At 40.6% G+C, this 23,892-nt stretch carries 18 protein-coding genes; 5 read left to right on the forward strand and 13 right to left on the reverse strand.

From position 1 onward, the window contains the following. The first annotated feature begins 14 nt into the window (after positions 1-14). Entirely contained in the window at positions 15-926 is a 912-nt protein-coding gene (locus R2R28_RS24840) for an AEC family transporter (RefSeq protein ID WP_316828355.1), read from the forward strand. Between the two features lie 459 nt (positions 927-1,385). Here R2R28_RS24840 and R2R28_RS24845 read toward each other — a convergent pair whose 3' ends face one another. Further along, positions 1,386-2,579 (reverse strand): aminopeptidase C, encoded by a 1,194-nt coding sequence (locus R2R28_RS24845; protein WP_316828356.1) that lies wholly within the window; start codon positions 2,577-2,579, stop codon positions 1,386-1,388. A gap of 112 nt (positions 2,580-2,691) precedes the next feature. Beyond that, a complete protein-coding gene (locus R2R28_RS24850) occupies positions 2,692-4,119 on the reverse strand; it encodes an L-serine ammonia-lyase (protein WP_316828357.1) in 1,428 nt (475 codons plus the stop codon). Positions 4,120-4,230: 111 nt separating this feature from the next. Between R2R28_RS24850 and R2R28_RS24855 the strand changes: the two genes are divergently transcribed. Then, positions 4,231-4,722, forward strand: a complete 492-nt coding sequence (locus tag R2R28_RS24855) for an RDD family protein (RefSeq protein ID WP_316828358.1) — start codon at positions 4,231-4,233, stop codon at positions 4,720-4,722. On the opposite strand, the gene R2R28_RS24860 is transcribed toward R2R28_RS24855, so the two are convergent. The 11 genes from R2R28_RS24860 to R2R28_RS24910 form a co-directional block, all read right to left on the reverse strand. Beyond that, a complete protein-coding gene (locus R2R28_RS24860) occupies positions 4,703-5,362 on the reverse strand; it encodes an MgtC/SapB family protein (protein ID WP_316828359.1) in 660 nt (219 codons plus the stop codon). The genes R2R28_RS24855 and R2R28_RS24860 overlap by 20 nt on opposite strands. Positions 5,363-5,385: 23 nt before the next feature. After that, positions 5,386-6,405, reverse strand: a complete 1,020-nt coding sequence (locus R2R28_RS24865; RefSeq protein WP_316828360.1) for a PorP/SprF family type IX secretion system membrane protein — start codon at positions 6,403-6,405, stop codon at positions 5,386-5,388. Beyond that, entirely contained in the window at positions 6,402-12,350 is a 5,949-nt protein-coding gene (locus tag R2R28_RS24870; protein WP_316828361.1) for a PKD domain-containing protein, read from the reverse strand. The genes R2R28_RS24865 and R2R28_RS24870 overlap by 4 nt, the downstream gene beginning before the upstream one ends. A 297-nt stretch (positions 12,351-12,647) precedes the next feature. Then, complete coding sequence (groL, locus tag R2R28_RS24875) at positions 12,648-14,282, reverse strand: chaperonin GroEL (protein ID WP_316828362.1); 1,635 nt, start codon at positions 14,280-14,282, stop codon at positions 12,648-12,650. Between the two features lie 101 nt (positions 14,283-14,383). Continuing rightward, complete coding sequence (gene groES, locus R2R28_RS24880; RefSeq protein WP_025141798.1) at positions 14,384-14,674, reverse strand: co-chaperone GroES; 291 nt, start codon at positions 14,672-14,674, stop codon at positions 14,384-14,386. 291 nt (positions 14,675-14,965) lie between these two features. Next, positions 14,966-15,727: a TIGR03915 family putative DNA repair protein gene (locus tag R2R28_RS24885; protein ID WP_316828363.1), complete on the reverse strand. Its 762-nt coding sequence runs from the start codon at positions 15,725-15,727 to the stop codon at positions 14,966-14,968. A 121-nt stretch (positions 15,728-15,848) separates the two neighbouring features. Then, a complete protein-coding gene (locus tag R2R28_RS24890) occupies positions 15,849-17,105 on the reverse strand; it encodes a putative DNA modification/repair radical SAM protein (protein ID WP_316828364.1) in 1,257 nt (418 codons plus the stop codon). A gap of 169 nt (positions 17,106-17,274) precedes the next feature. Next, a complete protein-coding gene (locus R2R28_RS24895) occupies positions 17,275-17,919 on the reverse strand; it encodes an HD domain-containing protein (protein ID WP_316828365.1) in 645 nt (214 codons plus the stop codon). Between the two features lie 69 nt (positions 17,920-17,988). Beyond that, positions 17,989-18,270, reverse strand: a complete 282-nt coding sequence (locus R2R28_RS24900) for a helix-turn-helix domain-containing protein (RefSeq protein WP_025141802.1) — start codon at positions 18,268-18,270, stop codon at positions 17,989-17,991. 352 nt (positions 18,271-18,622) lie between these two features. Then, positions 18,623-19,117 carry a hypothetical protein gene (locus R2R28_RS24905; RefSeq protein ID WP_316828366.1) on the reverse strand — a complete coding sequence of 165 codons (495 nt, stop codon included), beginning with the start codon at positions 19,115-19,117 and terminating at the stop codon, positions 18,623-18,625. Between the two features lie 67 nt (positions 19,118-19,184). After that, entirely contained in the window at positions 19,185-20,363 is a 1,179-nt protein-coding gene (locus R2R28_RS24910) for a class I SAM-dependent RNA methyltransferase (RefSeq protein WP_316828395.1), read from the reverse strand. A gap of 71 nt (positions 20,364-20,434) precedes the next feature. Between R2R28_RS24910 and R2R28_RS24915 the strand changes: the two genes are divergently transcribed. The 3 genes from R2R28_RS24915 to R2R28_RS24925 all read left to right on the forward strand — a co-directional run bounded on the left by R2R28_RS24915 (position 20,435) and on the right by R2R28_RS24925 (position 23,768). After that, positions 20,435-20,800 carry a DUF3127 domain-containing protein gene (locus tag R2R28_RS24915; RefSeq protein ID WP_025141805.1) on the forward strand — a complete coding sequence of 122 codons (366 nt, stop codon included), beginning with the start codon at positions 20,435-20,437 and terminating at the stop codon, positions 20,798-20,800. 274 nt (positions 20,801-21,074) lie between these two features. Continuing rightward, positions 21,075-22,904, forward strand: a complete 1,830-nt coding sequence (locus R2R28_RS24920) for a HAMP domain-containing sensor histidine kinase (RefSeq protein ID WP_316828367.1) — start codon at positions 21,075-21,077, stop codon at positions 22,902-22,904. A gap of 168 nt (positions 22,905-23,072) precedes the next feature. Next, entirely contained in the window at positions 23,073-23,768 is a 696-nt protein-coding gene (locus R2R28_RS24925) for a response regulator transcription factor (RefSeq protein ID WP_316828368.1), read from the forward strand. Positions 23,769-23,892: the final 124 nt, after the last annotated feature.

Raw genomic sequence — 23,892 nt, forward strand, 5'->3', positions numbered from 1 at the left:
TTTGCGCTATTCAAATGGCAAATTTCATTCTTATCGGTTTATGCATTTTGGCTGGGATTCTTTTCAGAAAGAGCAAATCATTACCCAAAGACGCACACAAGGGCATTAATGCCTGGATTATTTACATCGCATTACCAGCCGTTTCGTTTAAATACCTGCCACATATTACCTGGACAAAAGATTTATTGTTCCCTGCGCTGGCTCCGGTTTGCATCTGGCTGGCAGGTTGGTTATTCATTACCATTTACAGCCACATCAGGAAAATTAACAAAGCAACTTCCGGAGGATTAAAATTAACCAGCTCATTAAGTAATACGTCTTTTCTGGGTTTTCCATTAATTGTGGCTTATTTTAGTGAAAAGGAACTGGGCATTGCCATTATCTGCGATCAGATAACTTTTACACTTTTATCAACCGTTGGTATTATTGTCGCCATCCGTTCATCGCAGAATCAGAAACTAAGTGCAAAGCTGGTGCTTAAAAAAGTATTGACCTTTCCGCCGTTGATTGGATGTATTTTAGCCTTAATTGTGCCGCATTTTGTGGATGTCTCCGCTCTTGATCCGCTATTTGATAAACTGGCCGGAACTGTTGGTCCGCTGGCATTGTTTTCGATTGGTTTGCAGCTCAAATTTGGTGGTTGGTTTAGCGAACTGAAGCACATTAGTTTTGCTTTGTTATACAAGCTGATTTTAGCACCTTTGGTGGTGATGCTGATTGCCGTTGTTTTGGGCATGAGCGGAACAATTACCAAAATCACCATTTTCGAAATGGCCATGCCAACCTTATTAACTGCGGGGGTAGTGGCCGATCAATATAACCTTAATCCTAAACTTTCCAATTTAATGGTGGGGATAGGGATATTACTTTCATTTATTACCACGGGTTTGTGGTGGCTGGTGCTGACTTATTCGGGCTTGGTTTAAGGTTATTTCGGTTTCTTAACCACAGAGGTTACAGAGGAATAGCACAGAGCGCACAGCGTATCATATTTGTCAGTGTGAGGGGCGTTAAAGTAGCAGCCATACGATAGGCGCAGGCGGGAATCTTAATGCAGCAATCCCTACTAAGGCATTACGACTGCCAGTCGAGCTGGCAATGACGATTCTACGCACGATCATTAAACCTCCAATGTTTTTGCAAAATTCTGAGTGCTATTATTGACGGATATCAATAAAGCGTTGTCATCTCGACCGAAGCATAGCGGAGGTGGAGAGATCTAGCTAGATAGATTTAGCTTTGCTGAGCACTTAAGTGTTCCCGGATACGCTCGAAATGAGGATACGAAAGGAATTTCGCCCAGCACCATATGCTTAACGCTCTTCGCGATAAGCAAAAAAGCCGCAAAATCTCTTCTGCGGCTCTTTAACTTGTTTAAGCTTCTGTTACAAAGCTAATTTCTTAGAAATGGCAGCTGGAATACCCGCTTTATTTAATAAAATGGCTGTGGTTTTATATTTAACGTAGTTTTTGGTTACGTATAAATAACCTTTATAATCATTTGTAGCACCCCAAGAGTTTTTCACGATATAATATTCTTTACCGTTCTGATCTTTAGCTAAACCCACAATATGCATCCCGTGATCATCAGTAGTCTGGTAATTATCGAAAGCTGCCTGACGGTTTTCCTGTGTAATTTCCATTTCTGGCTGCGGACCGTTAAACAATTCTGCTTTTTGTTTCATCGTCATATCAGCGAAAGGCGTTTGCGGAACAAAAGCAACACCATTTTTCCAGCTGAAGGTTTTTTCGCTTACATCTGTCGCCCATGCAACAGTATAGCCACCTTTTAAAGCATTATCAATAATGTCTGTCAATTCGTTTACTTTAACGTTTTGAACCTGATCGAACGACCAGTTATCGGGTACCAGCAAAGTAAATTTGCTATAGAAAGGATGATCGTTAAACGATGATAATTCTACATAATGATCAGGATTTAAACCAACCACTTCCTGTGCGAAGGTTTTTGGGGTGTATTTTTTACCGTTGTAGGTAAAGTTTTCAGGTACTGCGCCTAAATAAGCATCAATTACGCCGATATAGGCTTTAAACCAGTTTGGAGTTAACTCGCCGTTCGAGTTTTTAACTACTGCGTCTAAAACACCTTTTTCAATATCGCCAAGCTCTGCGGTTTTATTGATTTTTGTACCATAGTTTAGGCCGGTATATACCTCTTGAGGAACCGCGCCATATTTTCTGTACATGTTGATTACATCGTGCAAAGCACCGCCATCACCTAAAGAAACAGCACCGTGCATGCGCACATAGTTTTTGCCTTTTTCTACATAAGCATTACGGGCTGAGAAAAGAGGCGATAAAGCAACAGGTTGTTTACCTGCTTTAATCATTTCTGATTCTAAAAATGAATTGGTAGAATAACTCCAGCAGGTACCTGAAGAACCCTGGTTTTGAACTGGCGTATTGGCCAGGTTAATTACTTCTGTGAATTTGAAAGAAGCTGCACTGTTTTCGCTCTGGTTATTTTTTAAAGAATTAACAAGATTGTCTTGACCATAAACCGTCGATATAGATAACGACAGGGCCAAACCAATCACACTGATTTTGGTGTAGTTGATCATTTTTTATGAATATTATTAAAAATTGAGCGAATGTAAAAATACTTGCTGATTTAGGATCAAAAAGTTTGTAATAAATCGATAACGCAAGTCATTTAATTGCAACAATGTTGAATTAACATTCTGGCAAACTGATCGGAATATTGGTTGCTAAGCCTCCATCAGAGGTTTCTTTGTATTTCGCATTCATATCCAGGGCGGTTTCCCACATGGTATTTACCACGGCATCGAGGCTCACTTTTGCTTTATCAGGGTTGCTTTGTAGGGCCAATTGACTGGCGGTAATGGCTTTAATTGCGCCCATGGTATTCCTTTCAATGCAGGGAATCTGTACCAAACCACCAATCGGATCGCAGGTTAAACCCAGGTGGTGCTCCATGGCAATTTCTGCAGCCATTAAAACCTGCCTTTGCGAGCCTCCAAGGCATTCGGTAAGTGCTGCTGCAGCCATAGCAGAGGAAACGCCAATTTCGGCCTGACAGCCACCCATTGCCGCCGATATGGTTGCGCCTTTTTTGAAAATACTGCCTATTTCTGAGGCGCAGGCAATAAACTGGATGATTTTTTCTTCACTATAACCATCGCAAAAAGTAATAAAATATTGTAATACTGCTGGAATTACTCCGGCAGCACCATTTGTAGGAGCAGTTACCACACGGCCAAAGGACGCATTCTCTTCATTTACGGCGAGGGCAAAACAGCTTACCCAATCTAAAGTATAATTAAAGCCATTTCCCCCTTTTCTGATCGCTTCTACCCAGTCGTTATAATTGGAGTATTCACTTTTATTGATCAAACGTTTATTCAAAGGGAAAGCCCTTCTGGCAACATTTAGTCCGCCTGGTAAAAAACCAGTGGTATGGCAACCACGGTAAATGCAATCGCGCATTACGGCGAAATGTTGTAAAATACCCTTTTTTGTTTCTGCTTCTGTACGCCAGGCCAGCTCGTTTTCCATTACAATTTCGCTCACCTTTAAGCCTGTTGAGAGGCACCAGTGTAAGAGTTCTTTAGCTTTCTCTACGGGAAAAGGTAAATCTACCTGTGTTTTCTTGCTGTTGTCTTCGCCTTCCTTTACTACGAAACCACCGCCGATAGAGTAATAAGTTTCTGAAAAAGCTTTTCCGTTATTTAAAAATGCCTGAAAAGTTACCGCATTGGGGTGAAAAGGCAAGCTTTCGGTAAAAAGAAAGAGTAAATCTTCGTTGTAGTCGAAATCGATGATTAGATGACCAGCAAGGTTCAGTTTTTGGTCTCTTTGGATGCTTTCGAAGGTTGGCGTAACGGCGTCCACATCAAAAGTTACCGGATCCGCACCGGTTAAACCCAGTAAAATGGCAACATCGGTTCCGTGGCCTTTACCTGTTTTAGCCAGGGAACCATAGAGTAGTATCTTGATGCCTTCCACATCATTAATCAGGTTGTTTTGAGCAAGCGAAGCTGTAAATTGCTGGGCAGCACGCCAAGGGCCTAAAGTATGCGAACTGGATGGGCCTATGCCTATTTTAAAGATATCGAAAACTGAAATTTGTTCCTTGATCATTATGATTATAAGTTATACAAAGCTATGATTGTTTTACGATTTTGGCTAAATTAATTTTGACTAAAGACCTAAATATTTTACCTTAGAAAGATCTAACATAAACGCTCTAAAATGAACTTCAATACAAATTACAACGAAATTAATTTAGATTACTGCCGCGCCAGTACAGGAAAAAGATTTGCTAATTACATTATCGATATCATCGTGTTTTACATTGTTGCGTTCGGCCTGGGAATTGTGATTGGTATTCTAAAGCCAAATCTTTTAGTGGGGGTAGATGACCTGTCTCTGCGTTTAATTCTGATGTTGTTTTATGCGATTGTGATGTTTATGACAGAAGGAATGTCTAATGGAAGATCGATAGGTAAATTAATCACGGGTACAAGGGCCGTTAATGAAGACGGTAGCGATATCTCTTTTCAAAAAGCATTTGTCCGGAATATTGTAAGGGCCATTCCTTTTAATGCGTTAAGTGCTTTAGGCACGCCAAGTCATCCCTGGCATGATCGCTGGTCGAATACTATTGTGATCGATGAGAAGAAACTGGCATTACAAACCCAAAAGGTAGATTTGTTTGATTCGGTTAAAAATCAAACTCTATAATATCATCGTCTTTTAACATTCGCTCTACAAATTTCTGATGGTTTTGCGGGGTGCCTGTGGCTACCCAGTTGCCGGTAATGATATTATCTACCAGTTGATGTTTGCCGCGCTGTGGTTTGAGTTTACTTTCTCTAAAAACTTCTTCGTAGCTTTCTAAATTGCCATGCGTATGCTGTCTTTTAACAATGCGGTAAACCCTTTTGGTAAAACGGCGGTCACCGATTTCTTCTACAAATGGAAAAATAATCAGGGCCAGTAAAACCACAATGGTAACGCCAACGGCCTGCTCATAATAACCAGAGCCAACGGCCATGCCGATGGCGGCAACAATCCAGATGATACAGGCTGTTGTGAGTCCTTTTACACGGTTTTCTTCTTTAAAAATTACGCCGGCACCAAGAAAACCAATGCCTGTAACAATATTCGAGGCAATACGATCCTGACTGGTGGGGCCGATTTTGATGGATAAAATGGTGAATAAGGTAGCGCCTAAACCGATCATCATCATGGTTTTTAAACCGGCAGATTTACTTCTGTATTCGCGTTCTGCGCCAATGATGCCGCAAAGTAAGGTGGCCAATAAAAATTTATTGATTTCGCTTTGTGTAATGAAATGATTTTGATCTAAGATTTCGTTCATTGCTTTCGGTTATCAAAGGCAAATTAATAAAAATCATAACATCTTAGGCCATTTGCACGACCACCATTGGAACTATTTGGAAAATATTTTTCGTAACCCACACCAATTTCAGATGTTCCGCCTGTATTGGAGTAATTAATTTTCGATATGGTAGCATCATGACTGATGCCTAATCTGAATTTTTCGCCATTGGTCCGTCTGTTAAAAATATCGAAGATCACCGAAAAAACAATGGCATCATTTCCATTCGAATTTCCATCGTTGCGGTACCAGATACCTGCATTTATGCCTGCATATTTATACTGCATGCCTGCACTGTATGAGCTTACATTGCCTTGTCTATAGGCCACAATGGAAGGAATGAGGTAATTCCCGTCCCGATCATATTCATCAGGCACCAAGGTAAGCTTGTAACTTAAATTTGCTGAAATACGCATCGGCAGTTTTGCCTGAAAACCCGATAAGGATTCGTCCGGGCGGTTAAGGTGATGGGTAGCCAGCCCCAGCATGAATTTGCCTACTACCAGATTGGCCCCGGCATTGGCGTCGAAATAATACCGGCTATCGATACTCGGGCGTTCGGCACCCGAAATACTCCCGGGAATATAACCGGTACTAATATCGATCTGATCACCAAAAACAAGCTTGTCCCAGTTTAATTTCTGGTTAGTAATGCCTCCCTGCAAGCCGAAAGACAGGGCAAAATCATCTCCGCCGATGATATAAGAATAACTTACCGCAATATTATTTTTTACCAGGTAAGCGGTACCCTCGCTGCTGCGGTTAAAAATGATTCCAATACCGCTGTTTAATCTCTTTAAATTAAGGTCTCCTGAAGCGGTCATGTACGAATAATCGCTAGCCAGCCCCGTCCATTGGTTGCGGTACAGCGCATTAAACCTGAGGTCGCCCTCAAACTGGCCTGTTAAAGCCGGATTTAAATAAATCGGGGCATTGTAAAACTGCGAATAAATGTGGTCCTGCGCCAACGAAATGAGTGGCAACACCCAAAACAAAAATAATATTATCCTTCTCCTCATCATCTTATTAAATATATTACGCCCGTTTTTCTTGGAGGGGATGAATCGTAAGTCATGCCTTTCCAGTCGCTGCCATTAATAAATTTTATATCTACTTTCCAGTAATAAACGCCCTGCGGCTGGTCCTGGCCATTGTAAGTTCCGTCCCAACCCTCTAAAGGCGAGCCGTCATCCAGTTTGGTGGTTTCCCACAATAGCTGGCCCCATTTGTTAAAAATAGACATCTGCCACTCTTTTATACCGCGCCCTTTGGCCTTAAATACTTTGATTTCGTTTTTCGAGCTGGCCGGTATAAATGAATTTGGAATGTTCAAAAAGCCCGGTACGCCAATAATCCTCACCGATTGAAAAATAGTAGAAGAACAGCCCTCTTTGTTCAACACTTTAAGGGTAACCGTGTAAGCACCCTCATTGGCATAGGTATGATTTGGGTTTTGCAAGGTAGACACGGCTCCATCGCCAAAAGTCCAAAGCCAGCTTACCGCATCGGTGCTGATATCCTTAAAGGCAAATGAATAATTCGGAATGGATACTTCATTGCCCGGGGTTACGGTAAAGGTAGCTACCGGTGGGGCTACAATGTTGATGAAGTTGGCCATAGAGGTAGTATTCCTACAACCTTCTGCATTAGTGGTTGTTAATTTTACCGCATAGTTGCTGCCAGAGCCTGTATAGGTGTGCAGCGGCTCAAACTCATTTGAAACCGGCGAACCATCACCGAAATCCCAGGTATAACCGATGGCACCAGTACTGGTGTTTTTAAATTTAACAACAAGGTTAGTACAGCCAACGGTTTGATCGGCACTGAAGCCCGCCGTAGGTTGAGCGAGCACCGTTACGGTTTCAGTTGCGAAGTTTTTTGAACAATCATTTTCGGCATCTAACCTGATGGTATATCTTCCAGGTTTCAAAAAAGTGTAAGGAAAAACGCCTGTACTATTGGTAGGGAGTTGGATCGGTGCATCTCCTGAATCTTCATTGGTAATGGTATAAACGAAACGACTTGCCCCGCTGGTATTATTTAAAAAATTTACGGTCCAGGGGGCGCAGCCTCTTTTCTCATTGCCGTTTACCACCAGTGCGGGTATAATATTATTAGGCGAAACCCTGATGATGACCGGGATTGCATTTGCCTCACCACAGCTATTCTTCGCCGTCATTTTTACTACAAAATCTTTTACCTCCAAGGTTTTAAAAGTATGGCTGATTGTTCTTCTATCGGGAATAGGATCTGAAATGTTACCGTCCCCAAAATCGTAGGTATAGGTGGTGCCTGCGCTTTCCGGTCCGGTGTTGATAAAGTTTACCAGTAAATCAGAACATCCCGTAGTTTTATCAGGAGAAAATATGGCAACAGGTTTTGCATGTACAATAATGGTTACTGTTTTAATAATCGGCGGCCCACAGGGTGTGGTGGTTTCTAAGGTAACGTTGTAAGTTTTGTCTTTCCCTGTGGGGTCGGGTTGAAAAGTCTGCGCTGCTGGTTGTGGCAATGTTGAGGATACTCCATTGTCGAAATTCCAATTGTATGTGGCTCCGGAAAGTGGTGTTGTGGTATTGGTAAAAGTTACGCTAAGCGGGCCACATCCTTCTGTCGTACTTGCGGTAAAAGATGGGTCAACTATTGGTCGTGTGCTGAAAACTTCGCTCTTCTCGTCAGGGTTACAGCCCAGGCTGCTGGTTACCACCAATTTGATGGTTACGCTTTCATTTCCATTAACGATGGTATAACCCGGGAAAGTTGGACCTACACCAATCTGGGTACCATTGGCAAACCAGGTATAAATGGCATTGCGATCCAGATGTAAGGTAGCAGTAATGTTAGTTGCCTCAAGTTTAAAAGGAGCACAATCAATATTTTTAGTATAGTTTAATTCGGCCAGTGCAGGTGGATTAACTGTTATTTTAACCTGATTACTTAAATTATTGCTGCAGGCACCACTGGTTACCGAACGCCTGTAATAAATAGTTGCAGCAGGTATTGGTGGCGTAAAGCTAACACCTGTTGCACTTAAGACATCGGTAAAGGTGGTTCCATTTGTACTCGATTGCCATTGATAAGTATAAGTACCACTACCTCCGCTTGGTGTGCTACCAGTTAAAGAAGTAGCTGCTGAGCCGATACAAATCGTTTGATCGGCAGAAATACTATTATTGGTTAAACCCGGTAAAACGGTAACCTGTATCGAATTACTAATCGAGGTACAAATCGTACTGTTTACCAACCGCCTGAAATAGGTTGATAAGTTTACGGTTAAGGTTAAATCTTTGTTGGTTGCAGTTGCAACGTTTGTCCAGGTATTTCCATCAGCACTGCTCTGCCATTGGTAAGCAAAAGTACCTGTACCGCCTGTTGGGGTATCGCCTGTAATGGTTATACTCTGGCCAGCACAGATCGGGGCCGTTACAGGATTGATATTATTGGTAACCGGTGGATAATAGGTAACCGCTACTTCATCCACAGATGGCGGACAGCCGTTAAAACCAGAAATCGTCCACCTGAAGGTATACATTTGCCCGGGAACTAAACCCGTCACGGTGGTATTGTATAAAGTAGGATTTGTTATCGTAATACCTGTTTGTGCTGATACCAACGTCCATAAGCCACTGTTTGGAGCAGGATTATTTCCGTTTAAGGTAATGCCATTGCCGCTACATAAATTCTGATCCGAACCTGCATTTGCTGCAACCGTTCCAGGATTTACCGTAATGGTAGTTACCGTTGATATGGCTTCGGCACAGCCACCACTTTGCACTACCGCACGGTATTTGGTGGTAATGGCCAGGTTAGAAAAAACAAAGGGATTGGCCGTTGAGGTAAGGGTAGACCATGTTACACCATTATCAATAGAACGTTCCCAGCGCACAATATTGCCAACCTGTCCGGTTAACGTAATGTTACCGCCATTGGCGCCTGCACATACATCTACATCGCCAGCCGTGGTTCCGCCAATGCTTAAAGGGTTAACGGTAATTTGTACATCATCGGCAGATGTAGAGCAACCCGCATCTTTAATGGTCCACCGTAAAACATAAGTATTGCCAGGTTGTAATCCGGTTAAATCAGTCGTTGCCTGTGTATCATCTGTAAAAGTTATTGCAGTTGGGGCCGAAACAATGGCCCATTTGCCCGTACCTACTATGGGGCTATTTCCTTTTAAGGTATAAGTAGCGGCATTACAAATGGCTTCATCGGCACCTGCGTTGGCTAATGTGGCACTTGGCAGTACAGTAATGGTAACAGTTGTTGGTACCCCCGGACAGCCGTTCGAAGATACCGGTGTAATGGTATAAGTTACCGTACCCGAGGTAGTACCTGAGTTGGTTAAAATATCAATAATCTGTGTTCCTGCTGATGCAGTTGTTCGGTTACTATTACCGGTTATGCTGCCGGTTACGACACTGGTATAGGTATAATTTACACTGGTTAAATTAGTTGATAAGGTAATGGCTGATGATGTTTTATTACAAATGGTATGGTCTGGAGTTGCCGTAACAATCGGATTCGGTTTAACGGTAACCACTAAATTAAACGGCGTGCCATCGCAGCCATCAAAATGCGGTGTAATGATATAAGTTATGCTGGCATCAGCATTAAGGTCGGTATTGGTAAGTACGTCATTAATGTTTCCGATTCCGTTAGCCGTAAAACCGGTTGCTGTTCCGGTAGCCGTCCAGGTGTAGGTAACGCCTGCAATTGCCGAATTTGGTGTATAGGCAACACTATTTCCGGTACAGATGGTTTTGGTTCCTGCGCTGGTTAAACTGATATCGGGTTTAATTTTTAAGATAACATCATCATCTATCTGGTTACATGGAGCCGCCAGTGCAGTAGTTACCCTCAGTTTTAAAGTAACTATTCCAGCTCTTTTTTCGGCAGCAGTTGGGGTGTAAACGGCATTTAAATCGTGGTTGTTCGGGGTAAATGTTCCTAAACCACCTATCCAGGTTTGTGTGGTAGTGGCTCCGGTTATGGTGCCGCTTAAGGTAAAACCGGGATCGTTAAAACAGATGCTTTGGTCTGGCCCTGCATTAACCACAGGGGCTGTGCTGAAAGTTAATACCTGCGTATCAGTGGCAGTTCCACAGTTGTTTTTGTGTACAACCGTTACCGTATATGTATCGTAATTATCGAATTTTATAGATGGGAATTTAGAATTTGCTGTAGTACCACTGGTAAAGCTGTAAGTACCAGTTCCTGACGGGATAACTGTCCAGGTGTAGGTATCGGGTAAATCTTTCGAAGTTCCGCTGATGGTGGTTTTGGTTGGTCCGGTTGTGGTGTTGTTAAAGTCGTAAGTAGCAAGGTTACATAATGTGATATCAGGTGAAAGTGTAGCTAAAGGACTTGAATTAACAATCACGGTTTGCGGCAGGCTTACAACCGGGCCACAAGATGGCGTACTGATACTTAAAGTGATGGTATAAGAACCGGGGTTGGTAAAATTGAATTGCGGCTCTTTACTCGTTGCGCTAGTGCCCGCTGCAAAACCCACTGCAGGTGTAACCGACCAGAAATAATTATTGGCCGCATCGCAGATGTTATCTTTTACGGAAAGATCGGTTGGTTTTAAGGTTGTTCCAGAACAGATGGTGCTTGGTATGATGTTAAATATTGGTTTTGGCGGATCCTGGATACAGATTTTCATCTCTACCGGATCGGCATTACAAGCGCCCGAACTGTTAGATTCTAACCGGATGGTATGTTCGCCATGTGTAAGAAATTTATACACAAGACTGTAAGATCTTGGTTGGTTTGCCTTAACCGGTGCATTATCAACATACCAGTTATAAGTTACCTCATTGGGTGTACAGCCTAAGGTATTGGTATTTGGATTTTCGCCAAGAGTAGAAGTATTTACAAAGGTAATATCTGCATTGGTACAGCCCGGGGTATTAAAAGTAAAAGAGTTTATCGGTTTTACCACTACTTTTGCCGAAGATGAAACCGGTGTGCCGATTATTCCGCAAAAAGGATTGGATACATTGATAGAAACATCAAAGGCATTAAAAATGGTACCTGCACTTGAAGTTGAGACACTCCCGCAGGAAGATTTTATATAGGAATGTGCAACAATACCACCGTTGGCAATGATTTCGCAGAGCGTATAGGTGGTTGTGGTTTGGTCTCCCCAGGTAATGGTGTAAATATCGCCAGGGAAGTTATTTTGAATCCCTGCTCCTGATGTTACATCCACATTGAATGTTAAGGCTCCTAAGGGCAAACATACCACAGTATTCCCTGTATTGGCAAAAGCGGTAATGGTTTTGTTATTGATTAGTAAATAGGCTTTGGTGGCCACGGTACCATCGGGCATTACAGCTTTAGTATAAATGGTGTAATGTGATTGTTGCGCGGTAAAACTTTGTATCGATGTAGGGAAAGACATTGAAGTTGTGCCTCCGCCGCTTCCTTCATCGGTTACTGTTGCCGTAACAATGCTGTTTGCTGTAGATTCGTTGCTGATCAAAAAAGAATTATTAGGCTTACTGGTACAGGTGCCAAAAGTTTCCTTATTGTTATTGTTTAAATAGTTTGAAGTCAGCTTGGCTTCAACAGCCGCCCCGGTTTTAACCTCAAAAGGGGTAGAAGCGGCACTTACCGAAGTTGGAGTGGTGGTTTTTACCCTCACCCGATAACCTGTGCCAGGGGTAAGGCCGGCCGGAAGTAAACCGTTGATGTATGTGCTGTAAAAGCCTGTGTATGTACCGATGAGTGTTTCGGCACCAAAATTTCCATTTTGATCTGATAAGTACAGCTGAAACTGATTCCCTTGCGAAATACAGCTTGCGGGTACTGTAAAAGGAACGGCGATGGTACTGCCGGGGGTAAACGGTCCTGGATCTACCGTACCAATGCTTACCTGCCCGAAAACATTTGACGTGAACAAAAATGCCCCAAAAAACAGGACAAAAGAAAGCCATTTCCTTTTACAACGAATCTTCATAAATCTCTAACACTAGGGAATGATTTTATTGCGTTCTGGGAAGCGTTGTTTTGAACCTGCTTTAACCTATGCTCAGAAGTGAGTACCGGACCTAAGACGCGTCAATAAATATTCAGGAGCAAAGAACGTAATTTTTGCTTTACATCTCATAAAATTTTACACCAATATCAACTAAATGAGCAGGTTACAAAGTGCTTAAGTTTCGTTTTTGGTAAGCAGAGGGCATAAAAAACCCCGGATGCCTTTAGGCACCCGGGGAATATTTTTACACGAAATGATTTCGCTATGGGAGTGATATTACATCATACCGCCCATACCGCCGCCGCCCATTGGAGGCATTGCAGCACCACCTTCTTCTGGTTCGTCTGCTAAAACAACTTCGGTAGTTAATAACATCGCTGCAATTGATGCTGCGTTTTCTAATGCAACACGACTTACTTTAGTTGGATCGATAACACCTGCACCAATTAAGTTTTCGTAAACATCAGTACGGGCATTATAACCGAAATCGGCTTTACCTTCTTTAACTTTCTGAACTACGATAGAACCTTCAATACCTGCGTTTTCGCAAATTTGACGTAATGGTTCTTCAATAGCACGACGGATGATCTGGATACCAGTATTTTCATCTTCGTTAGCACCTTTTAGGTCAGCTAAAGCTTCAACCGCACGGATGAAAGCAACACCACCACCAGCAACAATACCTTCTTCTACAGCCGCACGGGTTGCATGTAAAGCATCATCAACACGATCTTTTTTCTCTTTCATTTCAACCTCACTGGCTGCACCAACGTAAAGAACTGCAACACCGCCAGCTAATTTAGCTAAACGCTCTTGTAATTTTTCTTTATCATAATCAGATGTAGTAGTTTCGATCTGAGATTTAATCTGGCTTACACGAGATTTAATATCTTCTGAATTACCAGCACCGTTAATTACAGTTGTATTGTCTTTATCAACAACAACTTTCTCAGCAGAACCTAAATAAGTTAAATCAGCATTTTCTAATTTATAACCTCTTTCTTCTGATACTACGATACCACCCGTTAAGATTGCGATGTCTTCTAACATTGCTTTTCTTCTGTCGCCAAAACCTGGAGCTTTAACAGCAACAACTTTCAACGAACCACGGATTTTGTTTACAACCAAAGTAGCTAAAGCTTCGCCATCTAAATCTTCAGAAATAATTACCAATGGTTTGCCAGTTTGAACAGTTTTTTCTAAAACAGGCAACAATTCTTTCATGTTGCTGATTTTTTTGTCGTAGATTAAAATGTAAGGGTTTTCTAATTCAGCTTCCATTTTATCTGCATTGGTCACAAAATATGGAGATAAATAACCCCTGTCAAATTGCATACCTTCAACAGTTTTTACTTCAGTTTCAGTACCTTTTGCTTCTTCAACAGTAATTACACCATCTTTACCCACTTTGCTCATTGCTTCAGCAATTAACGAACCGATTACCTCGTCGTTATTTGCCGAGATAGAGGCAACTTGTTTAATTTTATTGTTATCATCACCAACTGCTTGTGATTGAGATTTTAAGTTTTCTACAACAGCAGCAACCGCTTTATCAATACCACGTTTTAAATCCATTGGATTTGCCCCAGCAGCAACGTTTTTAATACCAGTAGTAATAATAGCCTGAGCCAATACAGTAGCAGTAGTAGTACCATCACCAGCAATATCAGCTGTTTTTGAAGCTACTTCTTTAACCATTTGAGCACCCATGTTCTCAACCGCATCTTTCAATTCGATTTCTTTAGCCACAGTAACACCATCTTTGGTGATTGCTGGTGAACCGAATTTTTTATCGATGATTACGTTACGGCCTTTCGGACCTAAAGTTACTTTTACTGCATTTGCAAGAATATCAACACCTCTTTTCAGGGCATCGCGTGCTTCTACGTTATATTTTACTTGTTTTGACATTTTAAGATTTGTTTTAATGTTTTAATGTTGGAAGGTTGAAATATTTCAATCCTCCGATTTATATGAACATTACAACGTTTCAACGTTGTAACATTTCAATCTTACCCTACAACCGCGTAAATATCGGTTTCACGCATGATCAGGTAATCTTTGCCTTCGTAAGGAAATTCGGTACCACCGTATTTACCATAAATTACAACATCTCCAACTTTTACGCTCGCTTTTTTACCTTCAGAATCTTCTTCAGACACAGAAACTACAGTTCCTTTAGATGGTTTTTCTTTAGCAGTATCAGGGATATACAAACCCGATGCAGTTTTTTCTTCTGCCGCAGCCGGTTCAACTATTACTCTGTTCGAACTGCCAGCAATTGGTTTAAGGTTTAACGCCATAACTTTTATTATTTTTTATTTTGATTTTAAGTTTTTTAACTATGCATACATTTAACACTTTTTGTGCCAAGAGGTTTTGAGGGACAAATTTTCACCAAACTGTCAATCTTTTTACACGAATGGAGAATGTAGGTGTCAGCATGGCAGTAAGTTTTTAAATTTTGAGCCAGATTTTATCTCTTGCTCGTCATTGCGGGGAGACTTTTTCAGTCGACGAAGCAATCTTAAATAATGGTTATAGCGATTGTTGTAAGATTGCTTCGCCGTTCCTCCCCCGCAATGACGACCTTTTTATATCGCCTTTTCCGTTAAATATTTCCAATACCTTTTGGGTACATGCTGCACATGCAGTTTGGTGTTTTTCCTTGCAACAATATTGGCGCTTTTAAAATAATCTTTCCAAAGTGTTGCATATAACGTTTCACCTTCATCCATTAAAGCCGGGGCTGGGTTTTGCTTATTTATGCCGTGGCTAAAACTAATGGTAATTTCTTCAACTGATGTTAAATTATAATGTAAGCCATATTTTCTTTTCAAATCATAAATTACCCATTGCTGATCGGCATAGCGATTTTTGAAGTGATCGGATATCAAAGGCAGCACGTTAAAATCGGGATCGATACTGGCATAAAAAATCCCATCACCCGTTTTTTGAAAGCGGATAAAGGCCTCCATCCGGTGTTTTTCCCGCTCTACACTTTTGGCATATTTAGCAAGCGCAATTACATGCTCATTGCCATAATTACTTTCTGCCCCCTGTTGATTACGGAAAATATAAATGCTAAACTGAAAAAGGTGGTTATAAACTTCCGGAATTTCGGAGAGGTAACTACAATAGAATTTACGCAGCCAATCTTTTTTAAGTTTCTTTTGTAATCCCGCCCATACCCGATCTGCTTTTTCTGCATCAGTGGTTACGGTAAAACTTTCTACAAAGGCTTCTGGCTGAAAAATTTCGATTGATTTTAGCACAGCTTTTCCAGGCTTACGCTCAAACCATTCGAAAACGGAGGTTAAAAGTCCTTGTAAAGAGCCATCGAAAATGTAGGTCATTAACTTTCTCGTTAAATTGTCATTCTGAACACAGTGAAGAATTCCCAGGGGATGAAAAATGGAACCCTAAAACTGCTCAAATATTAAAAAGATTCTTCACTGCGTTCAGAATGACAGCGCTTTAAAATAATATCATTTGGTTACTATCCGTTTTTAAATATTTACTCTGGCTTTCCGCCAGAATAAAAGCCTTAATCTGCGTACCCTGATAATCTTTTAACTGATATGGACTATCTAAACAGGTGATAAAATGTTTGGCCCGATTATATGCTACGCCAATTTTTTTTAACTGATCGATCCTTAATTTGCCAAACTTACGGGCCTGTACAATTTTTTGAGCCGACATTACCCCAATACCCGGAATGCGGAGAATCATTTTATAGTCGGCCGTATTAATATCTACAGGGAAATGCTGCATATTGCGAATGGCCCAGCTTAATTTCGGATCGATATCCACATCGAGGTTTGGATTGGCATCATTTAAAATTTCCTGCACTTTAAAACCGTAAAAGCGCATCAGCCAATCTGTTTGGTACAAGCGGTTTTCCCTTAATAATGGTGGCTGCGTGCCCAAAACGGGCATCCGTGTATCGTTACTAATGGGCACATAACCCGAATAATACACCCTTTTTAAGGCAAAATTTTTATAAAAAGTATTGGCAGTGTACATAATATCCTTATCACTTTCGGGTGTGGCACCGATTACCATCTGTGTGCTTTGCCCTGCCGGTACAAATTTGGGGATATGTTTGATCAGTTTTTTATCTGCCGAAAATTGACTAATCTGTTGTTGCACAAATGCAAGTGGTTTAATTACGTCCGCGTGGCTTTTTTCAGGAGCCAAAAGTTTTAAGCCTGCTTCGGTTGGCATTTCAAGGTTGATGCTCATCCGGTCGGCATAAAGGCCGGCTTCTTTAATCAGCTCGTCGCTGGCACCCGGAATAGTTTTAAGGTGGATATAACCATTATAATTCTGCTCCAGGCGAAGTTTTTTTACAACCAGGAGCAAACGTTCCATGGTAAAATCGGCATTTTTAAAAATCCCCGAACTTAAAAACAAGCCTTCAATGTAATTGCGGCGGTAAAAATTCATGGTCAGTTCTACCACTTCATCTACCGTAAAAGCTGCACGTTTAATGTCGTTACTCTTTCTTGAAACGCAAAACAGGCAATCGTATATACAATGGTTGGTGAGCAGGATTTTTAGCAGCGAAACGCAACGGCCATCTTCAGTGTAAGTGTGGCAAATGCCGGAGGAGTGGCTATCGCCCAGGCCTTTATTGGTATTTTTTCTTGTGCCGCCGCTTGATGAACAAGAAACATCATATTTAGCGGCGTCAGCAAGAATGTTCAGCTTTTCACGAATTCGATCAGACATAGGGTAGTATTTGCTAACAAATATAGCTATATAGCTAAAAATATTAGTAAATAAATCCAATTAATCTATTCGTTTCCGGAATAAAAACGCAATCCGCTAAAGGTATGTGCTGAAAAAGCTTGCTGAAATACTTATAATTAGGTAATTTTTAACAGGGTCAACTGCCTGTTTACCTGCCTTCCCATTCTTTATAAAACTGTTCGAGGTACTGCAGCATAAAATTATGCCTTTCTGCCGCTATCGTTTTACCGGCACCGGTATTCATCATATCCTTTAAAAGGAGCAGTTTTTCGTAAAAGTGATTAATGGTAGGGGCGGAGGTATTTTTATAGCTTTCCTTATTGAGGTGTTCTTCTGGTTTAATGGCCGGATCGTACAGTACCCTGTTTTTAAATCCACCATAGGTAAAGGCCCTGGCAATACCAATTGCTCCAATCGCATCTAAGCGGTCGGCATCCTGTACAATCTGCATTTCTTTTGAAGTAAAGCCAGTGCCATCAAAGCTGTTTTTGAACGACATGTGCTGAATGATCAACTTAACATGTTCAATAATATCTGCATCTACTGCGAGGGTTGTTAAGAACGAAGCGGCCATATTGGGTCCCAGTTCTTCGTCGCCATTGTTAAACTTAGGATCGGCAATATCATGCAGTAATGCGGCAAAGGCCACCACAAGTTCATCGCCATTTTCTTGCTGATTGATGGTTTGAGCGGTTTTAAAAACGCGCTCAATATGAAACCAATCATGCCCTGCCTCAGCATGGGCTAAGGTTTCTTTAACAAAATCGATGGTTTTCTGAATGGTAGCCTGCATAATCCTTAATTTTTTCCAAAGGTATTGGAATTATCTGCAGGTATAAAAAAATGATATCAACAGCGCCGGTTAAATTGCCGCCGCTGCCCTGTTCTCGTCATCCGCAATAATTTTGATTAAATCACTGTGGTTAAGGGTTAATAAGTGTGATACCTCAACTTCTAAAATTGCTGCAATCTGAAATAAGCGGTCGATTGTTAATTTGCTGTAACCGAGCTCAATTTTGCTATAAGCATTTTGAGATATTTTTAATTTTGCCGCCAGGTAATCTTGAGTATAATCTCTGTATTCTCTAATCTTTCTGATATTCCCGGCAACATTCTTTGTCTTTAACGCCAATACATCTTCCATAAAAAGGGATAATTTTTTAAATGTTCTTTCGCTATTTACGAAACTTTCGACCGGGCAGATTTCTAAAATGAAATTTTTAGCACTATTAGGAATTAAATGAGCAATGGAAAGAACTGATTATGATAACAAAGGGGCAATTCAAATGTTTAATTTTTGATTATCAGTGTTTGATAATCAGTATATTAAAATATTTTAAGTCTGTTGTGTTAACGAAGATGGAGTTTTGATCGGGATTTATTAAGTGGTTCAGGATGAAGAGAAACGGGATGATATTTTTGCCAGTTTGTGGTAACGGTAATTATGGCAGGGGTAAGATAAAGGATAAAACGACGGAAAAATCAGATGCTAAGGATTAATATAATCCCCAGTCATCTTCAAATTCGTCTTTTTCGAAATATTTAACCCATTCGATAAACAGCACACGGAACTTCTCCATTTCGTCTAAAACAATGTCCTTATATTCAGGTGTACAGATTTCGAACATATCCGCTGCCCTTACCTGGGTTTCCAGTTCACGGCAATTGGTGCGGATAATGGATGCATTTTCCATTCTTAAAATATACATATCTGCACCTTCTGCGCCCACAATTTTAGGACAGAGCATCAAGGCATTCTGCATAATTAAATTGGCTGTCATTTCAGCCATTTCACCTTCAAGTGTTTCGCAGAATAAGGCGGCATATTTATAAACTGCCCTTGCCTGGTTGTAAAGGCTTTTTGCCCTGGTTGCTTTTAGCCTAACCTTTTCAGCATCATCACTCGATAGATTTTCTTCATCCTCATCATCGCGGCCAAAACGGCTAAAATGCTCCCATTCGGGCATATGATCCATGTCATCAAATTCCATATTCTCCAAAATTTTCTACGTTATGGTACGTAAGAGAGCGTAATATATTAATTTTCAATTAAAAAGACTATGCCTCAATTAATGGTGCCCTGCGCGAGCCGTCATATAATTCGTATTCCAATAAACGACAATCTAATTTACCATTATAAAATTCAATTTTTTTAGACGCTTTTAAACCTATTTTTTTAGCAAGATCAGGGTTTCCGGTGAAAATATAACCAGAATAACCTTTGCATTTGGTTTTCATAAAATCGCCCATGCGTTTATAAGTAAGTTCTAATTTACTGTGTACACCTAAACGCTCGCCATATTCGGGATTAAAAACCACAACACCTTTACCATCTTCTGGCACCGGCGTTAATTCAAAATCGCAAACCTCAAACTCGATCAGGGTATCAACACCTGCAGTTTTGGCATTTCTTCGGGTTACCTCTACAGCATCCTCCGAAAGATCGGAAGCTACAATTTTTAGATCAACATTTTTAATTACCTGGTCTTTTAAAACCCTGCGCTCTGTAAAAAATGCCTCTTCATCATATCCTAATATGTGCATAAAGCCGTAATTCATCCGGTATAGGCCTGGTGCACGGTTGGTGGCAATCAGCGCAGCTTCAATAGCCAACGTTCCTGAACCGCACATCGGGTTAATAAATGGCGATTTTCTGTCCCAGTTTAATGCCAGAATAACACTGGCGGCCAAAGCCTCTAACATGGGTGCTTTACCAGGAATTTTACGGTAACCGTGTTTGGCAAGGGTTTCGCCGGAAGTATCCATAAATACATCCGCATCGGCATCTTTCCAGTATAAATGTACTACTGCTTTGTTGGCATCTGATCCGGAGTTGGGGCGGATGCCTTTTTTCTCCTTCATGCGGTCAACAATTGCATCCTTAACTTTTAAATTGGCGAAAAGCGGGGTGGTAATATTTGGGTTATCAACATTTGAGGTAACCGAGAAATAGCCCGAAAAATCGATCAGTTCTTCCCACTCAATTGCCGAAATTTCTTTATATAAATCATCAGGCGTAATGGCCTTAAAACTTTTTATTAAATAGAGGATCTGACTGGCACAGCGCAGGTTTAAATTTAGCTTAATACACTCTGTAAGGGTAATATTGAGCTCAACGCCTGTAGCGAAAGCCCGTTCTATTGTATAGCCTAAAGCAGTTACTTCATCTTGAAGATAAGGAGAAAGGCGTTTATTGCAGGTAATAATTACCTTGCTTTTATTGTGGAAAACTTGCATCATAATATATGCGAAGTTATCAATAAAATTATAGAGATTTGATGTTTATAGTACATTAAGTAGTATTAGATATGGAAATTAAAGGAAAGGTGCACGAAGTAGGTGCCACACAGCAAGTAAGTGAAACGTTTAAAAAGCGTGATTTAATAATAGAATACGCAGAAAATCCAACATACCCAGAATATATTCGTTTTGAGGCTTTACAAGATAAAACTGCATTATTAGATACTTTTAAAGCGGGTGATGAAGTTGAAGTGTTCTTTAATTTACGCGGTCGCCCTTGGACAGATAAACAAGGTAAAACATCATATTTTAACAGTTTGGTAATCTGGCGTATCAATGCCGTTGCAGCAGGCGCTCCGGCAGCAGCCCCGGCTTATGCCGCTCCGGTTGATGTAAGCAATGCACCAGGTGAAGATGATGATTTGCCATTTTAAATAAAGAATCTTTTTTAAGCAAACAATTTTGAACCATGCCGGGGCTTTTGCCCCGGCATTTTTTTTGCCCCTGCCAAACTTCCGAAGTTTCTAACACACTGGCAAGGCTAACTCCGGAAGCCGCTCTTCCACAAACTTCGGAAGTCTATCGGTCCCGGCGCTGTTAAAATATGTTAAAAACAAACAGTTAGCTTTGCTATTCAGTATTTTTGATATCTGTTTAGATTTAAAAAGATGGTGTTCTGTTTTTTTAGTTTGAAAATCATTCTGGTTCATGAAGAAAAAGAGTTTTTGGTTGATTACCGTTTTAATGACGGTGGCTTTACTGGGTGTTTTTGTAATGCAGCTGTATTACATCAGGGAATCCTATAAGCTAAAATCACAACTCTTTGATGAACAGGTAAACCAAACGCTAACCACGGTGGTGAATAAAATCCAGCGTAGAAACGTTGCCGATCACCTCAACCGGAAAGACGCTGAAAATAAATTAAAACAGCTTCAGGATTCGAGGCAACGGGCACTGGATATTAAGGATTTAAGACAACAATATACCCAGGAGGTAGAGCTTCGCCAGGTTGAAAGAGAAAATCAGATCGAGAATTATCTTAACCAGCAGGATAGTATTATCCGGGTAGAATACCGCGCGCCCAACGTCATTTCTGAAAAAGAATATGCTTCATTGTCATCAAAAAACGGCGATAAGCTGGATTTGCAGATGGACGCTTTCATTGATATGAAAAGTTTGGTTTTAAAAGGCTACAGTATGCGTACAAAGCCTTTTGCTGCGCCACCAAAAGCATTTGAATTTAAAAGCATGCAAAGTTTGCCCGATACGTTAAGGTATTTGGTTTTTGATCCAAGAGACGGTAATCCAGGTTTTGCCAGTGTGGCAAAAATTCCTAACGATTTAGAGAAAAAATTTAAACGGGAAGATGAGATTTCGAGAAAAACACTGGAACTAAAAATAGCATCGTTAGGTAAAGATACTTTTTCTTATACCCGATCGAGTGTGGTTGAAGATGTATCTAAAGAACTGCAGGAAACCAATGTGCCGATTTACAAACGCATTAATTTTAATTCGTTAGGCGATTTATTAAAACAGGAGCTTGTTGCGAATAACATCACTTTAGAGCCTTCTTACAGGGTTTCTTTAGCAAAAAAAGACTCAACCATTTTTATGACGGCCTCCAACATAAAGGGCGAATTTTTGCCAGAGAATACTTATAAAACGCCTTTGTTCGGAAATGACCTTTTCCGCGATCCGGGGATGCTTTTTGTGAGTTTCCCAAATAAAAACTCGGCAATTGTGGCCAATTTAAGTGTTACGCTGGCTTCTTCTGTTGGTTTATTGCTGGTGCTTGTTTTTATCTTTTCTTATACCCTTTATGCCATTTTAAAGCAGAAGAAATTGACAGAAATGAAAACAGACTTCATTAACAACATGACGCACGAGTTTAAAACGCCTGTAGCCACCATTATGATTGCCAGCGAAGCTTTGAAAGATCCGGAGGTAACCGAAGATAAAGCTCGCCTGAAACGTTTGGCCGGAATCATTTATGATGAAAACGTGCGTTTGGGCAGTCATATCGAACGTGTTTTAAGTATCGCCCGTTTAGAAAAAGGCGAGCTCAAACTGGAGAATACAGAGGTAGACATGAACGATTTGATCGTGATCGTGTTGGATAGCATGGAATTGCAGTTACAAAAGAGAAATGCAATAATCAATATAAATACGGATGCAGAAAGTGCAGTGGTTTTTGCAGATGAACTACATTTATCAAACGTTATTTACAACCTCATTGATAACGCAAATAAATACAGTACTGAAACGCCCGAAATTACCATTACCACGCGTAACAGCCATAAACATATCATTATCGAAATTGCAGATAAAGGTATTGGGATGACCAAAGAGCAATCAAAACGGATTTTCGATCAGTTTTACAGGGTGCCTACAGGTAACCTGCACGATGTAAAAGGTTTTGGCCTTGGTTTAAACTATGTGCAGGACATTATTAAAAAACTGAACGGAACGGTTAAGGTAAGTAGCGAAAAAGATAGAGGAACTACGTTCGAAATATCTTTACCTTTATATACCGGATAACTATCGGCACAAAAGCTCGCTTTGTCGATACATTAAAATATAAGCGGTTTAATTTGGTTAATATAGTGGAGTATTCATTTAATCTACAATATAAATTAAACCGTTATGCATACTCAGAATCAAACTTTCAGTGTAGGTAATGCTACATACGTGAATAAAATTAAGAAAATGAAAAAAATACTTCTGGTAGAAGACGACCCAAATTTAGGTTTATTATTACAAGACTATTTGCAGCTTAAAGGCAAGTTTGATGTGGTGTTGTGCACTGATGGCGAGGATGGATTGAGGGCGTTTAACAAGCAAAACTTCGATCTTTGTATTTTGGATGTGATGATGCCTAAAAAAGATGGTTTTACCCTTGGTAAAGACATTAGAAAGGTAAATACACAGGTTCCGATCATTTTTGCAACGGCTAAAACCATGCTGGAAGATAAATCTGCAGCTTACGATTTGGGCGGTGATGATTACATTACCAAGCCTTTCCGTATTGAAGAATTGCTGTTGCGCATTAATGCGATGTTTAAGCGTGTTGCCAATAAAACCGATAATAATGAGGAAGCCGCAGAAACACAGTTTTCTATTGGTAAATACAATTTTGATTATACTACACAGATCATTACCAGCGACGAGCTACAGCAAAAACTTTCTACCAAAGAAGCGGAGTTGTTGCGTTTGTTGTGTTTAAAAAAGAATACGGTTTTAACCCGCGAAGAAGCGCTATTAAGCATCTGGCATGATGATAACTACTTTAACGGCAGGAGTATGGACGTGTTTTTAAGCAAACTACGTAAATATTTGAGAGCCGATCCGGCGGTAGAGATTATCAATGTGCACGGGAAAGGTTATAAGTTGTTGGTGGGCTAACGTTTTAATGTTAGAATGTTCCGGGTTATGGTTGTTAAAAGTTAGAACGTTGTAAAGTTGAAATGTTCAGGGCGGCGAAACCAACATTTAAACCTTCCAACTTTTCGACCATAATTTATAGATC

This window comes from Pedobacter miscanthi (genome assembly GCF_032678605.1).
Lineage (GTDB): Bacteria > Bacteroidota > Bacteroidia > Sphingobacteriales > Sphingobacteriaceae > Pedobacter > Pedobacter miscanthi_A.